At 44.5% G+C, this 18,668-nt stretch carries 15 protein-coding genes; 6 read left to right on the forward strand and 9 right to left on the reverse strand.

Features of this window, described 5'->3' with window-relative positions:
* Positions 1-112: 112 nt before the first annotated feature.
* Together AACU28_RS00345 and AACU28_RS00350 are read left to right on the forward strand one after the other, a co-directional pair.
* A complete protein-coding gene (locus tag AACU28_RS00345; RefSeq protein WP_010432560.1) occupies positions 113-370 on the forward strand; it encodes a YdcH family protein in 258 nt (85 codons plus the stop codon).
* Between the two features lie 96 nt (positions 371-466).
* On the forward strand, positions 467-1,000 hold the full coding sequence (locus AACU28_RS00350; RefSeq protein WP_121602084.1) for a GNAT family N-acetyltransferase: 534 nt from the start codon (positions 467-469) through the stop codon (positions 998-1,000).
* Between the two features lie 16 nt (positions 1,001-1,016).
* Here the strand turns inward: AACU28_RS00350 and AACU28_RS00355 are convergent, their stop codons facing one another.
* The 7 genes from AACU28_RS00355 to AACU28_RS00385 form a co-directional block, all read right to left on the reverse strand.
* Positions 1,017-3,932: an alkaline phosphatase family protein gene (locus tag AACU28_RS00355; RefSeq protein ID WP_121602085.1), complete on the reverse strand. Its 2,916-nt coding sequence runs from the start codon at positions 3,930-3,932 to the stop codon at positions 1,017-1,019.
* A gap of 202 nt (positions 3,933-4,134) precedes the next feature.
* The gene (gene manA, locus AACU28_RS00360; protein WP_121602086.1) at positions 4,135-5,340 is read right to left on the reverse strand and encodes a mannose-6-phosphate isomerase, class I; all 1,206 of its coding nucleotides are present in this window, start codon (positions 5,338-5,340) and stop codon (positions 4,135-4,137) included.
* A 294-nt stretch (positions 5,341-5,634) separates the two neighbouring features.
* On the reverse strand, positions 5,635-6,975 hold the full coding sequence (locus tag AACU28_RS00365) for an MFS transporter (RefSeq protein WP_102504387.1): 1,341 nt from the start codon (positions 6,973-6,975) through the stop codon (positions 5,635-5,637).
* Positions 6,976-6,983: 8 nt separating this feature from the next.
* A complete protein-coding gene (uhpB, locus tag AACU28_RS00370) occupies positions 6,984-8,480 on the reverse strand; it encodes a signal transduction histidine-protein kinase/phosphatase UhpB (protein ID WP_032545887.1) in 1,497 nt (498 codons plus the stop codon).
* Positions 8,480-9,088, reverse strand: coding sequence for a transcriptional regulator UhpA (gene uhpA / locus AACU28_RS00375; protein ID WP_102504386.1), 609 nt, complete (start codon positions 9,086-9,088; stop codon positions 8,480-8,482). The genes uhpB and uhpA overlap by 1 nt, the downstream gene beginning before the upstream one ends.
* A 147-nt stretch (positions 9,089-9,235) precedes the next feature.
* Positions 9,236-10,630 carry a hexose-6-phosphate:phosphate antiporter gene (uhpT, locus tag AACU28_RS00380; protein ID WP_004732760.1) on the reverse strand — a complete coding sequence of 465 codons (1,395 nt, stop codon included), beginning with the start codon at positions 10,628-10,630 and terminating at the stop codon, positions 9,236-9,238.
* Positions 10,631-11,032: 402 nt separating this feature from the next.
* Positions 11,033-11,371: a DUF1840 domain-containing protein gene (locus tag AACU28_RS00385; RefSeq protein WP_017082989.1), complete on the reverse strand. Its 339-nt coding sequence runs from the start codon at positions 11,369-11,371 to the stop codon at positions 11,033-11,035.
* A 352-nt stretch (positions 11,372-11,723) separates the two neighbouring features.
* On the opposite strand from AACU28_RS00385, the gene AACU28_RS00390 reads away from it, so the two are divergent.
* Complete coding sequence (locus AACU28_RS00390; protein WP_050546407.1) at positions 11,724-12,914, forward strand: GGDEF domain-containing protein; 1,191 nt, start codon at positions 11,724-11,726, stop codon at positions 12,912-12,914.
* Between the two features lie 28 nt (positions 12,915-12,942).
* Here the strand turns inward: AACU28_RS00390 and AACU28_RS00395 are convergent, their stop codons facing one another.
* The gene (locus AACU28_RS00395) at positions 12,943-13,224 is read right to left on the reverse strand and encodes a hypothetical protein (RefSeq protein ID WP_029221923.1); all 282 of its coding nucleotides are present in this window, start codon (positions 13,222-13,224) and stop codon (positions 12,943-12,945) included.
* Between the two features lie 177 nt (positions 13,225-13,401).
* On the opposite strand from AACU28_RS00395, the gene AACU28_RS00400 reads away from it, so the two are divergent.
* Complete coding sequence (locus tag AACU28_RS00400) at positions 13,402-14,274, forward strand: pirin family protein (RefSeq protein ID WP_017085025.1); 873 nt, start codon at positions 13,402-13,404, stop codon at positions 14,272-14,274.
* A gap of 230 nt (positions 14,275-14,504) precedes the next feature.
* On the opposite strand, the gene ppnP is transcribed toward AACU28_RS00400, so the two are convergent.
* Positions 14,505-14,786: a pyrimidine/purine nucleoside phosphorylase gene (ppnP, locus tag AACU28_RS00405; RefSeq protein WP_017089998.1), complete on the reverse strand. Its 282-nt coding sequence runs from the start codon at positions 14,784-14,786 to the stop codon at positions 14,505-14,507.
* A gap of 307 nt (positions 14,787-15,093) precedes the next feature.
* On the opposite strand from ppnP, the gene AACU28_RS00410 reads away from it, so the two are divergent.
* Together AACU28_RS00410 and AACU28_RS00415 are read left to right on the forward strand one after the other, a co-directional pair.
* Positions 15,094-15,558, forward strand: a complete 465-nt coding sequence (locus tag AACU28_RS00410) for a DUF2850 domain-containing protein (RefSeq protein ID WP_004732753.1) — start codon at positions 15,094-15,096, stop codon at positions 15,556-15,558.
* A 468-nt stretch (positions 15,559-16,026) separates the two neighbouring features.
* Positions 16,027-18,561: a glycosyl hydrolase family 18 protein gene (locus AACU28_RS00415; protein ID WP_121602087.1), complete on the forward strand. Its 2,535-nt coding sequence runs from the start codon at positions 16,027-16,029 to the stop codon at positions 18,559-18,561.
* Positions 18,562-18,668 lie beyond the last annotated feature (107 nt).

Below are 18,668 nucleotides of genomic sequence, written 5' to 3' on the forward strand. Positions count from 1 at the left end.
TCCTCGAGTTTGAGCCCTTTTTTGATCGCTTTACGGCTTTGTGTTTTGAACCACATTTCTTTCGATAAATTGCTTCTATACTGTTAATAATCCGACTAGAGAGGAAGTGCCAATGCTCAATGAAAACCATGCCTTTATCTTAGATTTCCCAGATCTTAAATTAGACATTGTTCAGCTCAACCACGACGACGAAAAATTCAAAGCAGACATGCAGAAGTACCACCAACTCGACTACGACATCCGTCAGCTAGAAATCTCTGGCAGCCCTATCGATGACGACAGCATGCACAACCTCAAAGTTGAACGCATGGCGCTAAAAGACTCGCTACACAAACAACTCACGCGCCACCACGCACTTAAGATCGTATAGAAAAATCAATCCAATACTTTATTCTAAGCCATGCACCACGCATGGCTTTTTGGTTTCATCACATCGCAAATCTAAGCTAATTAGGCTTCTTCAATTATGTTACTGTTTGCTTATTCAAAGGCGTTTGATAAGGAAGCGGACACTGTGGCAAGACAAGAAGAAAATATACAATTCCAGCTCGTTTCAAATTCTGAATTCGAAGAACTATTTGCGTGTGTGAAACAAGGTATATTCATACACGTAGATGACGTTTTCGGCTGGGATGACGACTTCCAACACCAACGACTTTTAAACGAATACCATCCATCTTGGTTTCATTGGGTATATCGCGAAAATAAAAGAGTAGGACTCGCCTGCTTTAAGCCTTATGACAACGCCTACCATATTCATCTGCTGATCATTCTCCCTCAATATCAAGGCCATACGCTTGGTAAGGAAGTCATGACTCTCATACATAAGAGAGCCATGGAAGAGCAACGAAGCCAAGTCACTCTATCGAGCTTTAGAAGTAACACTCGCGCCATTAGCTTTTATCAGTCACTTGGCTACCGAGTTGTTGATGAAGGAGATGATGATTTTGTGGGGATGGCTCTCAACCTAGCTAACAGAGATAATCTATTCAGATGCTAGGTAGAGAGCATTAACTTTAGCGCGCGCTTGAAATATCTAATTTCTCAATCAACGACGGAAAACCCCAACCGTTCTCGCCTTCGACCACAGGTTCTCCGGTCAAATACTCAAACAGCGTTGGCGCTAAAGATCCGTTAGCTTCAATTTTCAATTGCTGAGAGTTATCGCCAATTGGCGCTCCCCAGAATCCGATGAAAGCATCTTTCTCTAAGTAATCCTCACCAGCATGACGACCCGGCACCTTGGTGTTGTAGCCGATTCCCGCTTTAGGGAACAAGTTAACCGTGCCAGCCCTATCTTCAAGGTAGATATTAGCCAGTTGATTCACTGAATCTGGTCGAAGTGTTGGCTGCGTCAATGAAGTCCACTCAGCACTGCTACACCACGTTGTCACAACCGCTTTAACCGCTCGGTTAATACACTTGTCGACCAATTGAGAATATTGTGAAAAATCAGCTTCGCTTGGCGATGCTAGGTATGGATTTAACCTTTGCGTATTGAGCAAAATCGGCGCTCGATTGTCTTCCAATGACTCATAGAAAAGCTTGTCACCTTCACGTGTGATCAATTCATCGACCCGTTTTAAATCACGATTGCCAATCACACGAACAGCGCAACGTTGTTGATCACATGTGCTTTCTCTTACGACCATATAATCAAGACTTTCAGGCAAGCGTTGCGCTATCTGATTAATGATGTCGATATTCTGACCAGCTGACGCTGCAATCGGAGACCACTGCGTGAGTTCTTGGTAAACAGGCTGAACCTGCCACCCTTGAGCCGAATTAAAGAAATCCATCATGAAGTTACCACCAGCCGTCGAGGCAACCACCACATCCAATTCCTTCGAGCTTGGGTAGCTTAGCGCATTGGTGATTTTAGGCCCCTCCCCCTCGTCTGAAGATATCTTCTTAACCACAATTGGATACTCTAGCTCTGCTTGTAAGCCTTCAAATACCTGCTTTTCGGGATTGAGCGCGTAGAACACCGGCGTTAAACCATGATCCCCAGCCATGCCCCATAGCGTTTTATCGTAAACGCCGGCACTGCGGTAGGTCGCTTCAATCTGGCGAATCCAATAGTCCAGTCGGTTAAGCTCTCCAGTCGGCATCAGAATTTCGTCACTAAAAGGGCCGGTAAAGTGCGCGAAGTGATCCGGCCATGGGTTATACACCAAGGTGTAGTCTGGCATCCCTTTCCCATCTAACTCGGCAAACTGAGTGATCGACTGTTTAACCTGAGCTCTCTTTGAAAACTTAGTGAAAAAATCAAAGCCAGATATAGACTGATACGCTTCAATATCTTCAATCAAGGCTTGACGCTTTTCTTGCAAAACCACTTCGACTTCTGAACGTTCTTGAAGCTCTTTCAAACAACGTTTCTCACCATAATCACGCAGTGACTCACCCAAACCTAGGTTTACTAAGCCGTCGTAAGTGGTGTGAGCATTCCAATCATATTGAGCGTTGCAGTTCAGCGTTTTGAGGTAATCAAGGCGATCAAACATGGTCTGAACCTTGTTGTTTGCCATCAACACATCCAGCTGTAGGGCATCATTACCGAAGAAGTAATACGCTCGGTCGATCTCTCGGTCAACAAAGTGGAAATTAGGGATACCCGTACCACCTTGCCCCGATACTTTCGCGCCCGTTTTAATGATAGGTAGGTTACGTACGCTGATTGTGGGAGTTGAAGAGATCCCCACTCGGCTAATATTGTCCCGATGCTCTTGATAGAGATTTTTGAAGAACGGAAGATAATTCGGATCACGGTAGGTTTGTTCAGACAGAACTTCCATGAACCTCACCTGCTGTTGATGTTCAGGTTCAATCACTTTTTCTAGCTGAGGTTTATATTGCGCTCGGTTTTTATGATTCTGATAAGCAACCGAGATGAAAGGTGAATCTTCATCGACCAACCCCTCAAGTAATCCTTGCTGTAAACCATCGACTGTCACTTGGACCGCAAAACGTTTGTGTTGTTGGGAATCTAAGAATTGAATGAGCGCGTCAGGCTGGTCACTGAACGCTTGCTGCATCCAATCATCGAGTGCTGCTGCGCGTTCTTCTTTAAACACAAATTGTCGGTAAGCTTTGAGCAAATTTAAGCGTACAAAATCGATGAGCGTGATGGTGAGGGCTTGCGCTTTATTGTTCGGCTTATCGGCGTTTTCTGGCTTGCCATCTTCTGCAATCGCCAACATTGCAGACTTCATGTCGCCGTCATCCATTCCCAATGCCGCTTTACCGATCAAATCAACGATGATCGGTTGAATCTGAGCGATGATCGCTAGATCTTCAGGGCTATTAGTTAAGTATGTGTAATTCGCAGGGAGCGTGTCCATATCCTGCCAAACACCAATTTCGAATAACGCATCGTAGATAACCACCATGTTGGCAATGAACTGTTCATCGATACGAATGCCTTCATGATGTCCCGTTGCTTCAGTCGAGGTATCTGGCTCGTGATGCTCTGAGGTCGGCTTATCTCCAACATGATAGAGGCTATGTTCAAAGCCCTTTAGCGCCTGCTTATCATAAACCGTCGACAAGTAAGATTTGAACACATCTTCACTGCCCAAGCCTGAATAGCGGTCGTAATAACTATAGAGAAAATAACCCAGAGGAATTGAGTACGTCGGGTTAGATAACTGAGCAACGACTCTGGCTTTTGTTTTGACATCTAAAGGGAGAGCGAGAATATACGCATCTAATGTAACGCCACCAATCGTGAAAAGAGCTGCATCACGAGTGAGTTTGGCAGAATAACTTAGGCTTGAAAGCACCTCATTTTTCAACACTTCACTGGAGCTAAAAACGCCACCAATGACGGGCGTTGTTGATATATCAGCGGCACTCGGAGCTGACGCAACCGCCAACGATAAGACACTGAATAAACTGGCGTAACTGCGAACGTGAGAATAAGAGCTCATCAAATTTCCTTTAGATCAACACACTTCTATAAATACGACTTATTGTTTCAGTTTGCATTTATTAGTCAACCTATGAAAACGTTTGTTTTCTGATTCGAAGAGCTCTTATTGTTATGAAATGTTCATTCTTACTAATATCTCTACGACTTTACCGCATACCCAAAGCCCGAAAGCTTTCTAATGTTAGACGACAGCTATTCCCCTAATTAAACGCTCTGGCCACTCGGCCGTTACTGCTCAATTCGTAATGGCCAATATAGGCTGGAATAAATACCGATTGCCCTTTAGTAAGGGTTAAATGCTCACCTTTCTGACTCATTAACGTTAAATCATCGTCTATCGCCATTAAAATTTCAGCACCGCTTGTGATGACTTCTTCTTGATGAGGGCGATGAAAGATATTGAAATCAAAATCACTGACAGGAATATCATAGTTATCACATTGCCCCAGTTTTGAGGGCGCCAACAACAAGCGTTCGAACGGAATTGGCGTGAATTTTGTGCAGGCGACTAACTCAGCGACATCAATGTGTTTTGGCGTTAAACCGGCTCGGAGCACGTTGTCTGAATTTGCCATAATCTCAAGCCCGGTTCCCTTAATGTAAGCATGCGGAGTGTTCGCATTCAAATACATAGCTTCACCTGGCTTCAGTGTGATCAAGTTAAGCAGAAGAACACAAAACAGACCGATATCGTTCGGGTATTGCTGGCTAAGCTCAGTAACCAAAGCAAACTCAGCTTGGTCTTGATGAGATGCTGCATAAGTCAGAAGTTGCTCTAATGCACGGTGTTTACGTTGGTCATCTAGAGTTAACAGATCACGAAAAAACGCTTCTAAGCCTAGAGAATCAAGGTGGTTGCCAAACTCTTCAACCAAACCAGCCAGCTCGCTCGAATCCAACTTTCTGAACAGACCTAATATTTCATCGAATTCTCGAAAGCCATTCATCGCTTGGTATTCAGTGATCGCGTAAACCAATTCAGGTTTGTGGTTCGAGTCTTTGTAATTACGATGCCCTGCGGTCAGAGGAATGCTTGCCTGTTCCTCTCTCGCAAAGCCAATTTCAGCTTGGCGCTTGTTTGGGTGAACCTGAACAGACAACGCTTTTTCTGCAGCCAAGATCTTAAACAAGAACGGCAGCTCACCGAACTCCTGCGCAATATCAATAGATAAATAAGCCGGTTTATTCTTGTTAATCAGCTCAGAGAGAGGCACCAAGTGCTGGTCAAGCTTAACCATTGAGCAACCTTTTGGATGCGCTCCCATCCAAACTTCCGCTTGCGGCTCTTGTGACTCATTCTTAAAGCCAAACAGCTCACGTATCGAAGAAATGCTCCCCCATGCATAATTTTGGATGGTGTTTTCCATTGGGAAAAATGAGTGTTCTGAGAAGTGGCTGAGTGACATGGCGTTTTCCGTAGTGAGCCCTTTGAACACAATTCAGAGAGCTGATTCTAATAACGTAAATAATTAGAAAGACTACAGAGAGCAGCTAGAACCCACATGAGATGAGGTCTTAGACGCAATAGGAAAAATTCTTAGAAACAGGTGAGATCGATGAAAATCGTGAAAAGAGTCACATTTGAATGCTACGTGTAGAAAGCGCTGAGAATAAGATAGCGGCTTGTATCGCACTGGTTGCAATAGCGATGCAAGCAACAATACAAACACCAGCAACTATCTTGTTATCGGGAAGGGTCCTTAAAAGCCAGAGCGAGCCTCTGCACTTTTCTGAGGTGATTGAGCTTGTAAGAAAGGCAGTAGCAGCAACCCGATGACCGCAGCACAAGTCGAGATGGTAATGAAGAATCCACTCCAGCCATAAGTTTCTAGAACGAGCGCTAATGGGTAACCAGAAAGTGCTGCACCCATGTAAGCAAACAAGCCAACAAAACCTGTCGCCGCCCCAGCAGAGTCTTTGTGCGAGCATTCTGCCGCCGCCATGCCAATAAGCATTTGAGGACCAAAAACAAAAAATCCGACACAAAACAGCCCAGCCGCTTGAAACACAAAATTGGTTAAAGGCATCAACCACAATGCAGAAACTGAAAGAAATATGCCGATGGCAAACAAAATATTCATTGGACCGCGGTTGCCACCAAACAGCCTATCCGAGCCCCACCCAGCAACAAGTGAACCAACGAAACCGCCAATCTCAAACAGAGACAAGGCAGCGTTGGCGTTTATCAAACTGTAATTGTGTTCTTCGGTTAGGTATAAGTTACCCCAGTCGTTGACCGCCGTTCTTACGATGTAAACCAGCACATAGCTAAAGGCGAGCAACCAAATGTACTTATTGCTGAACACATAGGTTTTCAATATTTCTCGATAGCTTAACCCTTGTCCATGGTTCTCTTGCGCCAACTCTAGGTGGTCACTGCGCCACTTCCCTACCGTCGGGAGTCCCATGGTGGTGGGCTTGTCACGTAAGCGCCAGCAAACGATAAGACCGATAAATACACCAATCACCCCCGGCCAGATAAACCCAGCTCGCCAACTGAATTGCAGCGTTAGATAACCCACGAGAATAGGAATGAGCGCCCCACCAACGTTGTGTGCTGTATTCCATATAGCCCAGCGAAAGCCTCTTTCGGAGCGAGAATACCAAGTCGTCAATAACTTGGAACACGATGGCCAGCCCCAACCTTGGAACCACGCATTCAGTACCCAAAGCGAGATGAAAGCCGCTAACGAACTCGAAAAGCCAAACGCGATGTTTATCAGACCAGTCGCGATTAGGCCAAGCCCCATGAAGTAACGAGGGTTTGAACGATCCGATATCGTGCCTGATATAAATTTCGATAAGCCATAAGAAAGATAAAAGAGCGTGCCAATTAAGCCGATATCGCCTTTATCCAAACCAAGGTCGGTGATCATGGCTGGCGCGGCATAATTAAAGGTTTTACGAGTGAAGTAAAAACCTGCATAGCCGACATACATACCTATCATGATGTGGAGGCGCCAGTAGCGATAACTCTGATTGACCTCATCATCAGTTAGAGCATCACTCTTTGACATTGTTGAGCGCAGAAATCCAAACATATTCGTTCTCACACTTTAGGTAATGTAACGCTGATATTGGTACCCGAAGATGAGCCATTAGCGTTGATTGTCATCTTGCCACCGAGCGCCTGAACTCGCTCTTGCATACCACGAACCCCCATTCCCTTGAGAAGGTCTTGCGCTGTAAAACCAACGCCATTGTCTGAGATCCGAAGATAAGCCTGATCATCTAGAATCAGTTCAATTCTGATTTCGCTCGCGTTGGCGTATTTAGAGGCATTGTTTAGAGATTCTTGGCACAGCCTGAAGATAGTGACCTTGAGCGTGTCACTCAAACACGAGTAATCACCTTGCCAATTTAACTGGATATCAACGCCGTGATCCGAAAACTCCATCTCTCGAATAAGCTGTTCCACGGAATCTTTTAGGTCAAGATCGTCCAACATCTTAGGTCTTAGTTTTGTAAGTAGGCGTTTGGTGGTGTCATAAACATTCAAAGACAATGACTCAATCGTCCCCGCACAGCGAACGCTCATCTCAGCCGCATCGACACGTTTAATAATGCTTGCCTGCGTACGAATTGCCGTGATGTTTTGGCCAATTTCATCATGCAGCTCACGCGCAATATCACGACGAACCGACTCTTCAGCTGTTATTAGCTGGCGTGAAAGGTTTTGGTTTCTGGAAAGCTCGCTTCGCAATTTGGAGTTGAGATCTTTCTGCTTTTGAACCGCAAGGCCCAGCAATATACCGGTAATAGTTTGAGCCGATAGAGACAAGAGTAAGTCGGTAATTTCGAGTTTGGACGTTCCGCTATGAGCAGCAATCAGCGCAACACTGTTTAACAAGGTCGCCAGTAAAGCGCCTTGCCATCCGTAACGTACGGCCAGCAAGATAATAGGGATCGCCATACAAAATGGGGCGAAGCGCCTTAGTTCATCAGGCAAGCTGGTTTGTATCAAAATACTGGCCACTAGCAACACACTGTATAAAGCGATGTGACGGATTTTGAACTCTACAACATTATGGATTAAGTAAGAGCTCAGTGGCGCCCACTTATTTTGGAATAGATAGTTCCAGACCAGATAACACATAGGTACCAGCATCAATCCACCCGTGATACTCGCTAACCACACCATGTAAACGGCTGGAACATGAGAACCCACCACGGCAACGTTAATTAATGCGGTAACCATGATTAAGCTCGCCATCACTAACAAGTGACGATTTTGATCACCATAGTAATAACGCTTGGCAAATAGAGTGGCAGGAATACTTAATCCACTGGCGACTAGTATGGTCAGCCATTGGGGTTCATCAAGCAATAACGCTAACGCGATCGCAAGTCCCCACTCTGCAATATAGATAGCAGGCCAATAGTGAGTGCGAGTGTGCAGCGTCATTCCCAATCGAAGTGAGAATGGGAAAAGCAGAATGGCTAACTCAGGGTCATTAATAAAATAGAAGGCAATAACCCATAAACAAAACCATGCACAGCCAGCCATAAAAACCCCACATAGTGAAGTGGCTAGATAGGAGCGCATTAGTACTGATCTTGAGTGAACAATTTAGCTAACTCAACGTTGTTCTTAACATTGAGTTTGTCCATCGCATTGGCACGGTGTACATGCACCGTTTTATGACTAACCCCTAGCTCAACGGCGATAGATTTCACATCGAGCCCTGTTGCCAATAACTGACACACTTCGCTTTCTCGGCGGGTGAGTTGGTTTAAAGAGGCTTTATTCTTCATTGGTGTCGCAAGCTTTATAGCGATATCGGGCGTGAGATAACAGCCACCATTTGCGCTCGTATATACGGCTTGGATTAACTCATCTGGGCTACAGCGCTTACTGAGGTAGCCTTTAGCTCCTAACTCTAATGACTTCTCAACCATTGCCGGAGAGTCATGTACGCTCAACATGATGCTGGCAATGCCTGATGGAATTTCTTCCAATAAGCTCAAGCCACTTTCATCCTGCATTGAAATATCCAAGATAACGACATCAGGGTGACAACTTGGCAATCCGAGGCGCGCTTCTGCCGCAGAGTTAAATTCACCCACGACCGTAATATCAGTTTCAAGACTGAGTAATTGAGCAAAGCCCGAACGAACAATGACGTGGTCATCAACAAGCGCAACATTAATCATGATATTAACCAGAATTAAGAGTAAGAAAGAAAAATAGCCCCGACAGGAGCTATTTAATATTAAGTTTATTGATAGAGATGATACTGAATCGAACTAGCGATTGGTATGATCTCACGTGCTTTAATCAAATAAAGCACGTGATAATAATTACGCGTTTTGAGCCGCTAGGTGCATCTTCTTCGCGTGACGAATTTTCTTCTCTTCCGCAACCGCAACGAATAGCAATAACACGATACAAATGGCAGCTGACGTATCGAGTGCTGCGAATGTCCCTTTCCAACCCGTTAAGCCAAAAATTGGCGTTCCATCCGCAATCATACCTAGGCCAAGTTTGGCAAAGCTGTCACCAATTAGGTAAGCAAATGTGCCTTTCACGCCGTCAGCAACACTGATTGCTTTCTTAGGTACAAAACCTACCGCAGCAACACCAATCAACAGTTGAGGACCGAACACTAGGAAGCCCAGTACGAATAGTGACGCTAGGTACATGAACTCACTCGTTGCATTTTGGTAGAACTCTAGAGAGACAATAATCAATCCAAGCGATACACAAGCAACTAAAGCACGACGTCCGTTCGCAAGGTCTGATAAATAACCCCACATCAATGTGCCAACCAGAGCACCGACTTCAAACAGAGTGAAACCTGAAATCGCCGTTTCCTTTGATAGACCTAGCTCTTGATACGCGTAAACGGTAGACCATTGATCGATACCGATACGAACAATGTATAAAAAGATATTCGCGAAGCAGAGTAACCAGATCACTTTGTTTTTTAGAATGTATTCAACAAAGATCTCTTTCTTGGTCATTTGATTTTCTTCAGCGATAGTATCTTCTTCGCTAATTTCTTCATCAAACAACTCTTCAACCGTACCTAAGCCGTATGCTTCTGGAGAGTCGTTACCAAAGCGCATACCAATGAAACCAACCACAATCGCGATGATAGATGGGAAAACAAACATGCCAATTACGTTGCCATCAAATAGGTAGTTTGCGCCAAACAGAGCAACACCAGCTGCACCCGCACCACCCACGTTATGTGACATATTCCAAAGACCTAAATATGAACCACGCTTGTTACGAGGCGTCCATTTAGTGATCGTTGAGTAACTTGAAGGGCCACCCGTACTTTGGAAAAAACCACTCAATGCGTAGAAGGCAACCATCATGAATAAGCTAGCGCTGCCGCCACCCATACTGAAGCTGAAGCCCAACATGGCAATACCAGAAAGGACAAGCATGAATGGCAGGAACTGTTTGGTATTTTTACCATCGGCGTAATAGGAAACGACGGTTTTACCAATACCATAAGTAATTGAGAAACCAAGACCGATAAGACCTAGATCCGTCATTGATAACCCATAAGTAGAAATCATGTCGTTTTGCGCGACATTGAAGTTCTTACGGATCAAATACATGGTTAGATAACCAATGAACACGACTAGGTAAGATTGTAGGAAGGGTTTAAACCACATTTTTCTTCTGGTTTCGACCGGAAGATCCAGTGTCGGTTTTCGAACCTGATCTAGGAACTTTAACATTGTGAACTCTCTTATTATTTATGAGGTCTGCACGGCATAATTGCGACCATGCATTCTTTGTTAGTTGACCGTGAAATAATAAGGAGTCTAAAAATCGACCGCATGAGAGAGGGTCTTAGAATAACTAGGAAAAATTCCTAGTTCAGAATTGGGAGTCAAGAAAGCGTGAACAGCATCACTTTGTTTACGGTCTGTTATGTATTGATATTACGATAACAAAAGTAACTCATTTCAAGGCTGATGAACTTTGTAAACGAACAGACACAAGCGAAACACTTCGCCTAAAAAAAGCGCCAGTGTCGATTCATCACCATCAAACTCCATGACATGATCAATACTGGCTCAACATTCATTCCTATTAAAATAGATTCGATAGGCTTGTTACGTTTTGCGCGAATCGAACTACAGTCGTTTACCGCTGCCGTCTTCCCACATAACTTCGCACTCTTCTTTGATAGCAGCTTTCAACAGTTCAACCAACGGAAAAGCTCGGCTACCGATATTGACAGGCGCTTCAACAACCTCTTCTTCATTGTCGTCATCAGCATTTTCTTGCTCGACTGGTTTGCTCTGCTCTGCGGCGATCGCAGTACGTAAATTATCCAGAGCTTGAGGAACGTCTGGAGCATCAATGGCTCCTGGGATCGCGCCACTATGTCCAAGCATCTTAATGAACTGAAGACCGACTTCACCAAACATAGTGACGCTAGCATGAGCCTTGCAACTAAAGGTAATTAACATAATGAGCCTCTATCAAATTTAGGTATATATAAACATTTAGCTATCTACAAGCATTTAGCTATATACAAACTATGTTGAGTAAATCATTGGAAAGCAAGTAGATAATAACTAAATCGCTTTTGCCAAATCGAACCTTGATTATCCTCACGCTCGGACAAGCTTGCGCCGTCAGTGATACACATCACTATTTATTATTGGTTGATTACTTTTTAATATAAAACCTTGATAACAATCACACTAAATAGCCATCTAAACCTCTGCGTAGCTTATTATTTAATCTACTATTAACTCCATTATCAAAATCTTTGGCACAAATCACATGAAAAGGCTGGTCGGCAGACACCTAGAAGAAATGGCGGACATACGATCCACCCGCAAGCAAAAAATTGTCCACTCCTTTTCACTGACTGCCGCTGCGTTATTCATTTTCTACACTTGGGCTTACTTCCAAGGCCAACATTACACACTGTCGGTTTTCGAATTGTGTTTTGCACTGATCGCTATCTCCAATGCATTTTACGTAAGAAAAGTCATTAACCCTGAATATTCCGAATTGATTCTGAGTGGCGTTCTTCTAGTACAAGGGGTTATCCTATTCTTGTACAGTCACGCGATTCCCGACCGGATACTTTGGCTCTATCCGATTCTGGCAGCCGTCATTTTCATTAACGATTTCAGAATTGGCATTATCTTCAGCACCTCATTTTGCCTGTTTATCAGCACCTTAATTACGGCGATGCCCAACAACTTTTCTTTGCCATTTAACAGCACACACCGATTTATTCTTAGCCTGTTTACCATGAGCTTGGTGTGTCACACATCCGCTTATTACTACACAAAAGCCGTCAGTTATATCCAACGTCTTTATAAAGAAGGCATTGAAGATCTCGCCTACAGAGACCAACTTACCGGATTGGCAAACCGTTGGAGCTTTGAGCGCTGGGCGGTGGAAAAGCTTGCGACAGTGGATAGTGAGCGATCACTTACGGCATTGGTCTTTTTAGATATTGACGACTTTAAAGGCATTAACGACAGCTACGGGCACGACGTAGGAGACAGTGTCTTACAGCACTTTGCCAATCGCTTGAGTAACAACATTCGAACCAGAGACAGAAAAAGCCATGAATACGACTATTCGATTGCGCGCTTTGCTGGCGACGAGTTTGTTTTGATGCTCTATGATGTACCTACTCGTAAAGATCTAGACGGTATTTTAGATAGGATTTGTGGGTTATTCGAAAGTGGTTGCCAGACAAACGAGAGAATCAAGGAATTGACGCTCAGTGTTGGGGTGTCTTTGTATCCGCAAGATGCTCAAGAGCTACATGAACTGACGAGATGTGCAGATAAAGCGATGTATGTTGCCAAGCATTCAGGAAAAAACCGATACGCTTATTATCACGACAATCCAGTATCGACATTGATCGAAGAACTACCGACGAACCTAACCTTCTCAGAATCGGATTCATCTGAGCTTGAAGATTGTCTTGAAGCAAAAGTCGAAGGGAACAATGTTACGCTGTTAAAAACGCGTCAACGTTAACCATTAATATCGCTGACTGCTAAACGCACTAACCTGCCATATACATAAGCCATAGGCTCACTAACCCGATCACAATCATCCATACGACTTGTCGTGTTCGGTTTGGGTTATTGCCTCTAGGTCTCACTACCGTTTTAAAAGCAGCTTGCTTAGCCGACTGAATAAACGGTGCTTCAATCGCACGTTTTTTTACGCGACGTTTAACCGCGCTGTTCGCAACCTCGGTAAAACGCTGCCCTTGCTCCGTTGTAAAATCGTTATCAAAGCCCATCCGACCTTGCCTTTCGCCATGTTTTTGCTGTACTGCCATAGCGGCCTCCTTGGCGGTCTACTCTATATTGAGTATAGACATAATTTCATATTGTTACCTGTTCAAAATTATTGTTACCTGTTCAAAATTTTCGAATAAGTCACTCAACGCTATGCCATCTTCTTTTTAAATCGAATTACATAAACTACAGCTATTCAAGTTTATGAGGATTTCAAAATGACGAGTGTAAGAACAGTAGATCATGTGATTGCAGCACATGCCACCTCCGATGGTGATGGCGTCAAAATCCAAAGACTCGCTGGCTTCAATAACACGCGTTTCTCTCCATTTTTGATGATTGATGAACTTAAGTCGGATGAAAGCAAAGACTATGTTGGAGGCTTTCCTCCACACCCTCACCGTGGGATAGAAACGCTCACTTACATGCTCCAAGGTCACTTCCAACACAAAGACCACATGGGGAATGTTGGAGAGCTACGCAGCGGTGGCGCGCAGTGGATGGCCGCAGGTCGTGGTGTTATTCACAGCGAAATGCCAATGATGGAAGAAGGCGCACTGCATGGCTTTCAGGTTTGGATAAATCAACCTGCGTCACACAAAATGCTGCCCGCGCAATATCACGACTTCCAGAGTGAAAGCATTACAGAACACCAAAGCGAACAACGTGGTTTATTGAGAGTGATAGCCGGTGGGTTTGAACTGCATAACCAAACTGACGATGATTCAGAGGCTTTACGAGCGCAAGGTCCATTGCAAAAGACAGGTGTGCCATTAAGCGTTGCGGATTGGCGCTCTCATTCTGGGCAAAAAGTGACGTTAGGGACTAATGTTAATCACAATGCCATGACTTATGTGTACCGAGGCAGCATTAAGATCGGCGACAAAGTGATCAAGCAAGGTCAGCTTGCCCTTCTCACCAAAGCTGACTGGCTTTCTTTAGACAGCTTAGAAGATTCAGGTGTACTGGTTTTTTCTGGTGAACCGATTAATGAACCTGTTGTGCACTATGGTCCGTTCGTCATGAATTCAATGGAAGAGATTGAACAAACGATTCAGGATTACAACAACGGCGTATTTGAGACTTACTGATTTACCAATGTCTGTTTTTGAGCTTTGAATTTTGAATCGAGAATTGAAGATTGAAGATTGAAGAGATTTTGCAACGAACAACGATTTGGTCATCCATTTGATGACTGCAAAAACAAGTGACACTATCCACTGCCGGTTACTATCACTTATTTAACCACGCTCCTAGAGCGTGGTTTTTTTCTATTAAGTCAGAGACCAACGGTGCCCTAATTAAACGAATTTAGAGCGAGTTACAGATATTCACACAGGTAAGCTGTCGCTTCTTTTACCTGTAGGTCGAATGAAGAATCACCCGCAACGTCAAAGGACTCACCAGATTGGTATGTCGTCCAGTCATCATCACCAACACGCTTTACAATTAAAGCACCTTTAACAACGGTCATCTTTTCTGGAGCCGCAGTACCGAATGTGTATTCGCCAGCTGCCATCACACCAACACTCACATCAGCGCCTGCTTGGTTAAACGCTAACGACTTAACGCCACCTTCAAAGTATGTGTTTTCTTTAATCATTGTACTTCCTTGTTATCTCAAAATTGCAATTATTGGACTCAGCGAATGAGCCTATGCGTAAATCTAGGTGATAATTGTTTTAACCAATTCAAGACTGTCCTACAAGAAATAAATACGCATAGCTTAGGCATTTCTTGAATTCGCTTTCATTGATAACGTAAATACCAAGGAATCAGGCAAAAAATCGCCAACGCAACCAAATTTATTGGAACATTCGATCCTGCTTCTAACTCTTATAACAATTTTTGCAAACTAAGGTTTTAGTTAATAGAATCTAAAATAATATCAGTGGGAAAATGAAGAGATAATGGCAAAAAAGTCGATCAAAAGCAGAGATTTATTTGCCAACTCGTTACTCTACAGCTTCCTATTAGCTGGCTTTATGATTGCCCTCACCGCGGGCTATTTTGCTTACCAAGCCCACCAACAATCTGTCAGCCCAAGCAATGTCTATGGCACATGGATAGAGATTGCGGCACCACCTTACAATACTGATACCCTGACACTTTCAGATAATGGTGTAATGATGAATCATCGCCTCATTGCTACCTCGTTTGATTTTGATGGCAAGATTGTCACGATTAGCACAGGTTCTGGAACCACCGTCTACACCATCAGTGGTACTTACGATTCTCCTCGCTTGAAACGACTAGAGCCAAGCGTACCATCTCAGCAATTTATTAAAGAAGGCTACGAGGATACTGCAGCTGGTGATACCCACAGTGTGATGCAACAAAGACGCGCTTCCTTAGCCGAGCAATTCAAAAGATAATCCCCTTCTCAGTCTTCTTCAGTCGTCTAAATAACAGTCGTCTAAATAACAGTCATCTAAATAATAGTCTTCTCCGTAAAAAGTATTCTCCGTATCACTACTTTCATATTTACCTACCGATCTGCGCCGCTCACCCAACACACTTCGCTTTGTGATACTGCTTCAACTTGCGATATTTTCTTATCGTTTGTCGCATCTTTTCATAACTTCATGTCGTGGATTTTCACTTATGAGATTTTACTTCTGAAGGGTGTTTTATTTTATAAAACATGGACTCAGCCTCTCACTCATTAAGCAACAGAATTGTAACGAAATACTATTTTTTAGTTGTCCATCGAAAACGGATTTATTTTCAGTTATAAAATTAAAACTCTCTCGAATACTGACTGGGAAGCTCCTTCAAAACTGACTGGAGCCGTTTATGGGGCCATTTGGTTCTCGTAACCTTCAAGGAATGAGAGAAAAAGTATGATTCGTATTAATACCTGTGCGGCAAGCATTGCTCTAGCGCTATCTGGTACAGCATTAGCTGCTCCAACAGCACCTAGCATCGACATGTACGGTTCCAACAACCTGCAGTTTTCTAAAATTGAACTCGCGATGGAAACCACTTCTGGCTACAACCAGATGGTTAAATATCACGACAAAGCAAAGGTCGACGTCAAGTTCAACCAATGGAGCGGAACGTCAGGAAACACGTACAACATCTACTTCGATGGCGTTAAAGTGGCCACTGGCCCTATTACTGGTAGCCAAACTACAGCTTCATTCGAATACGGCCAAGGCGGCTTATTTCAGATGGAAATCGAGGCGTGTGACGAAACAGGCTGCGCCAAGAGTGCTCCCGCTCAGATCACGATTGCAGATACCGATGGTTCACACTTAGCACCACTTGCAATGAATGTTGACCCGAATAACAAGTCATACAACACAGACCCAAATACGGTAGTAGGTACTTACTTTGTGGAATGGGGCATCTATGGTCGTGATTACACGGTTGATAACCTACCCGCTGATAACTTGACCCATATCCTTTATGGCTTCATCCCAATTTGTGGTCCTAATGAATCAGTAAAATCGGTAGGCGGCAACAGCTACAACGCACTCATGACAGCCTGTCAGGGTGTAAACGATTACGAAGTGGTGATTCATGACCCTTGGGCAGCTTTCCAAAAGAGTTTCCCGCAAGCTGGTCACGAATACAGCTCACCTATCAAAGGTAACTACGCAATGATGATGGCGCTAAAACAGCGCAATCCAGACTTGAAAATCATCCCATCAATTGGTGGTTGGACACTGTCTGACCCGTTCTTCGATTTCACTACAAAAGCGAACCGCGACACGTTCGTTGCATCGGTTAAGAAGTTCCTAAATACATGGAAATTCTACGATGGTGTCGATATTGACTGGGAATTCCCAGGTGGAGGCGGTGCTGCTCCCGATCTTGGTGACCCTGTAAATGACGGCCCTGCTTACATTGCATTGATGGCAGAGCTGCGCGTTATGTTAGATGAGCTAGAAGCTGAGAACGGCCGTACTTACGAGCTAACATCAGCGATCGGCGTTGGTCACGATAAGATTGAAGACGTGAACTACGGCGATGCTATCCAATACATGGATTACATCTTCGCAATGACTTACGACTTCTACGGCGGTTGGAACAACGTGTTAGGTCACCAAACAGCACTAAACTGCGGTAACTTCATGCGTCCTGGTCAATGTGATGGCACAGGGCTTGATGAAAATGGCGAACAGTACACTGGCCCTGCTTACACCACAGACAACGGCATCCAACTGTTACTTGAGCAAGGTGTTCCTGCGAACAAACTTGTTGTTGGTACAGCGATGTACGGTCGTGGTTGGGAAGGCGTATTACCTTCATCACTCACCGATCCTACTGACCCAATGACTGGCGTAGGTAATGGCAAACTGACCGGCAGCTCTGCTCAAGGCGTATGGGAAGATGGCGTTATTGACTACAAAGGCATTAAAGCGAACATGCTTGGTGCAAACAACCAAGGCATCAACGGCTTTGAGTATGGTTACGACGAAATGGCAGAAGCGCCTTACGTTTGGAACCGTACTTCGGGCAAGCTGATCACATTTGATGATGACCGCTCAGTAAAAGCAAAAGGCGCGTACGTTCGTAGCCTTGGCCTTGCGGGTCTATTCTCTTGGGAGATTGATGCAGATAACGGCGACATCCTCAACGCAATGCATGAAGGCCTAGCGGGCGGAACAACAGATCCTGTAAACCGTAAACCAACCGCAGCAGCGGGCGCAGACCAATCGGTTGAAGGCCCAGCTTCTGTTTCTCTAGACGGTAGCGCTTCAAAAGACAGCGACGGCACGATTGCGAGCTACGCTTGGTCACAAGTAAGCGGTGCAGCGGTCACGCTAGCCAACGCTAATACAGCTGTTGCAAGCTTCGATGTGGTTGAAGTTGCTCAACAAGAAGTACTCACGTTCAGCCTAACGGTAACTGACAACGAAGGTGCTACTTCAACTGACACCGTGGTTGTAACAGTAAGCCCTAAAGACACAGGTCCAGTAAACACAGCTCCGGTCGCGGTTGTTTCGGCTCCGGCTGAAGTAAGTGCAGGTGATGTTGTAGTGGTTGATGCTTCGGCTTCGAGCGATGCTGACCAAGACACATTAACCTTCACCTGGGATGTACCTGCTGGTGTTGATGCAACGGTTCAAGGTTCTTCAGTGAGCTTTGTCGCGGCGGAATACACGCAAGATACAACGCTGAACTTCTCTGTAACGGTCAGCGATGGCACTGATACATCGGTAGCGGCTACTTCAGTGAACGTTCTTAAGAAAACCACAGGCGGCGGTACGTGTACTAACGCTTGGGATTCAAGTGCGGTCTACACTGGCGGCGACCAAGTAACTCAAGGCGGTAAGGTTTGGGAAGCGAAATGGTGGACAACAGGTGAAGATCCAACAACGACAGGCCAGTGGGGCGTGTGGAAAGAGATCGGTCCTGCAAGCTGCTAACTAAAAATAGTGCTTAGTTAAATACTGACTAAGCATCAACTAAATCCCTAAAACAAAGGCCAACCAGATACTGTCTGGTTGGCCTTTTTATTTATGTTTTCTGAGCT

Origin of the sequence: Vibrio sp. SBT000027 (assembly GCF_963894355.1) — a bacterium.
Classification (GTDB): domain Bacteria; phylum Pseudomonadota; class Gammaproteobacteria; order Enterobacterales; family Vibrionaceae; genus Vibrio; species Vibrio splendidus.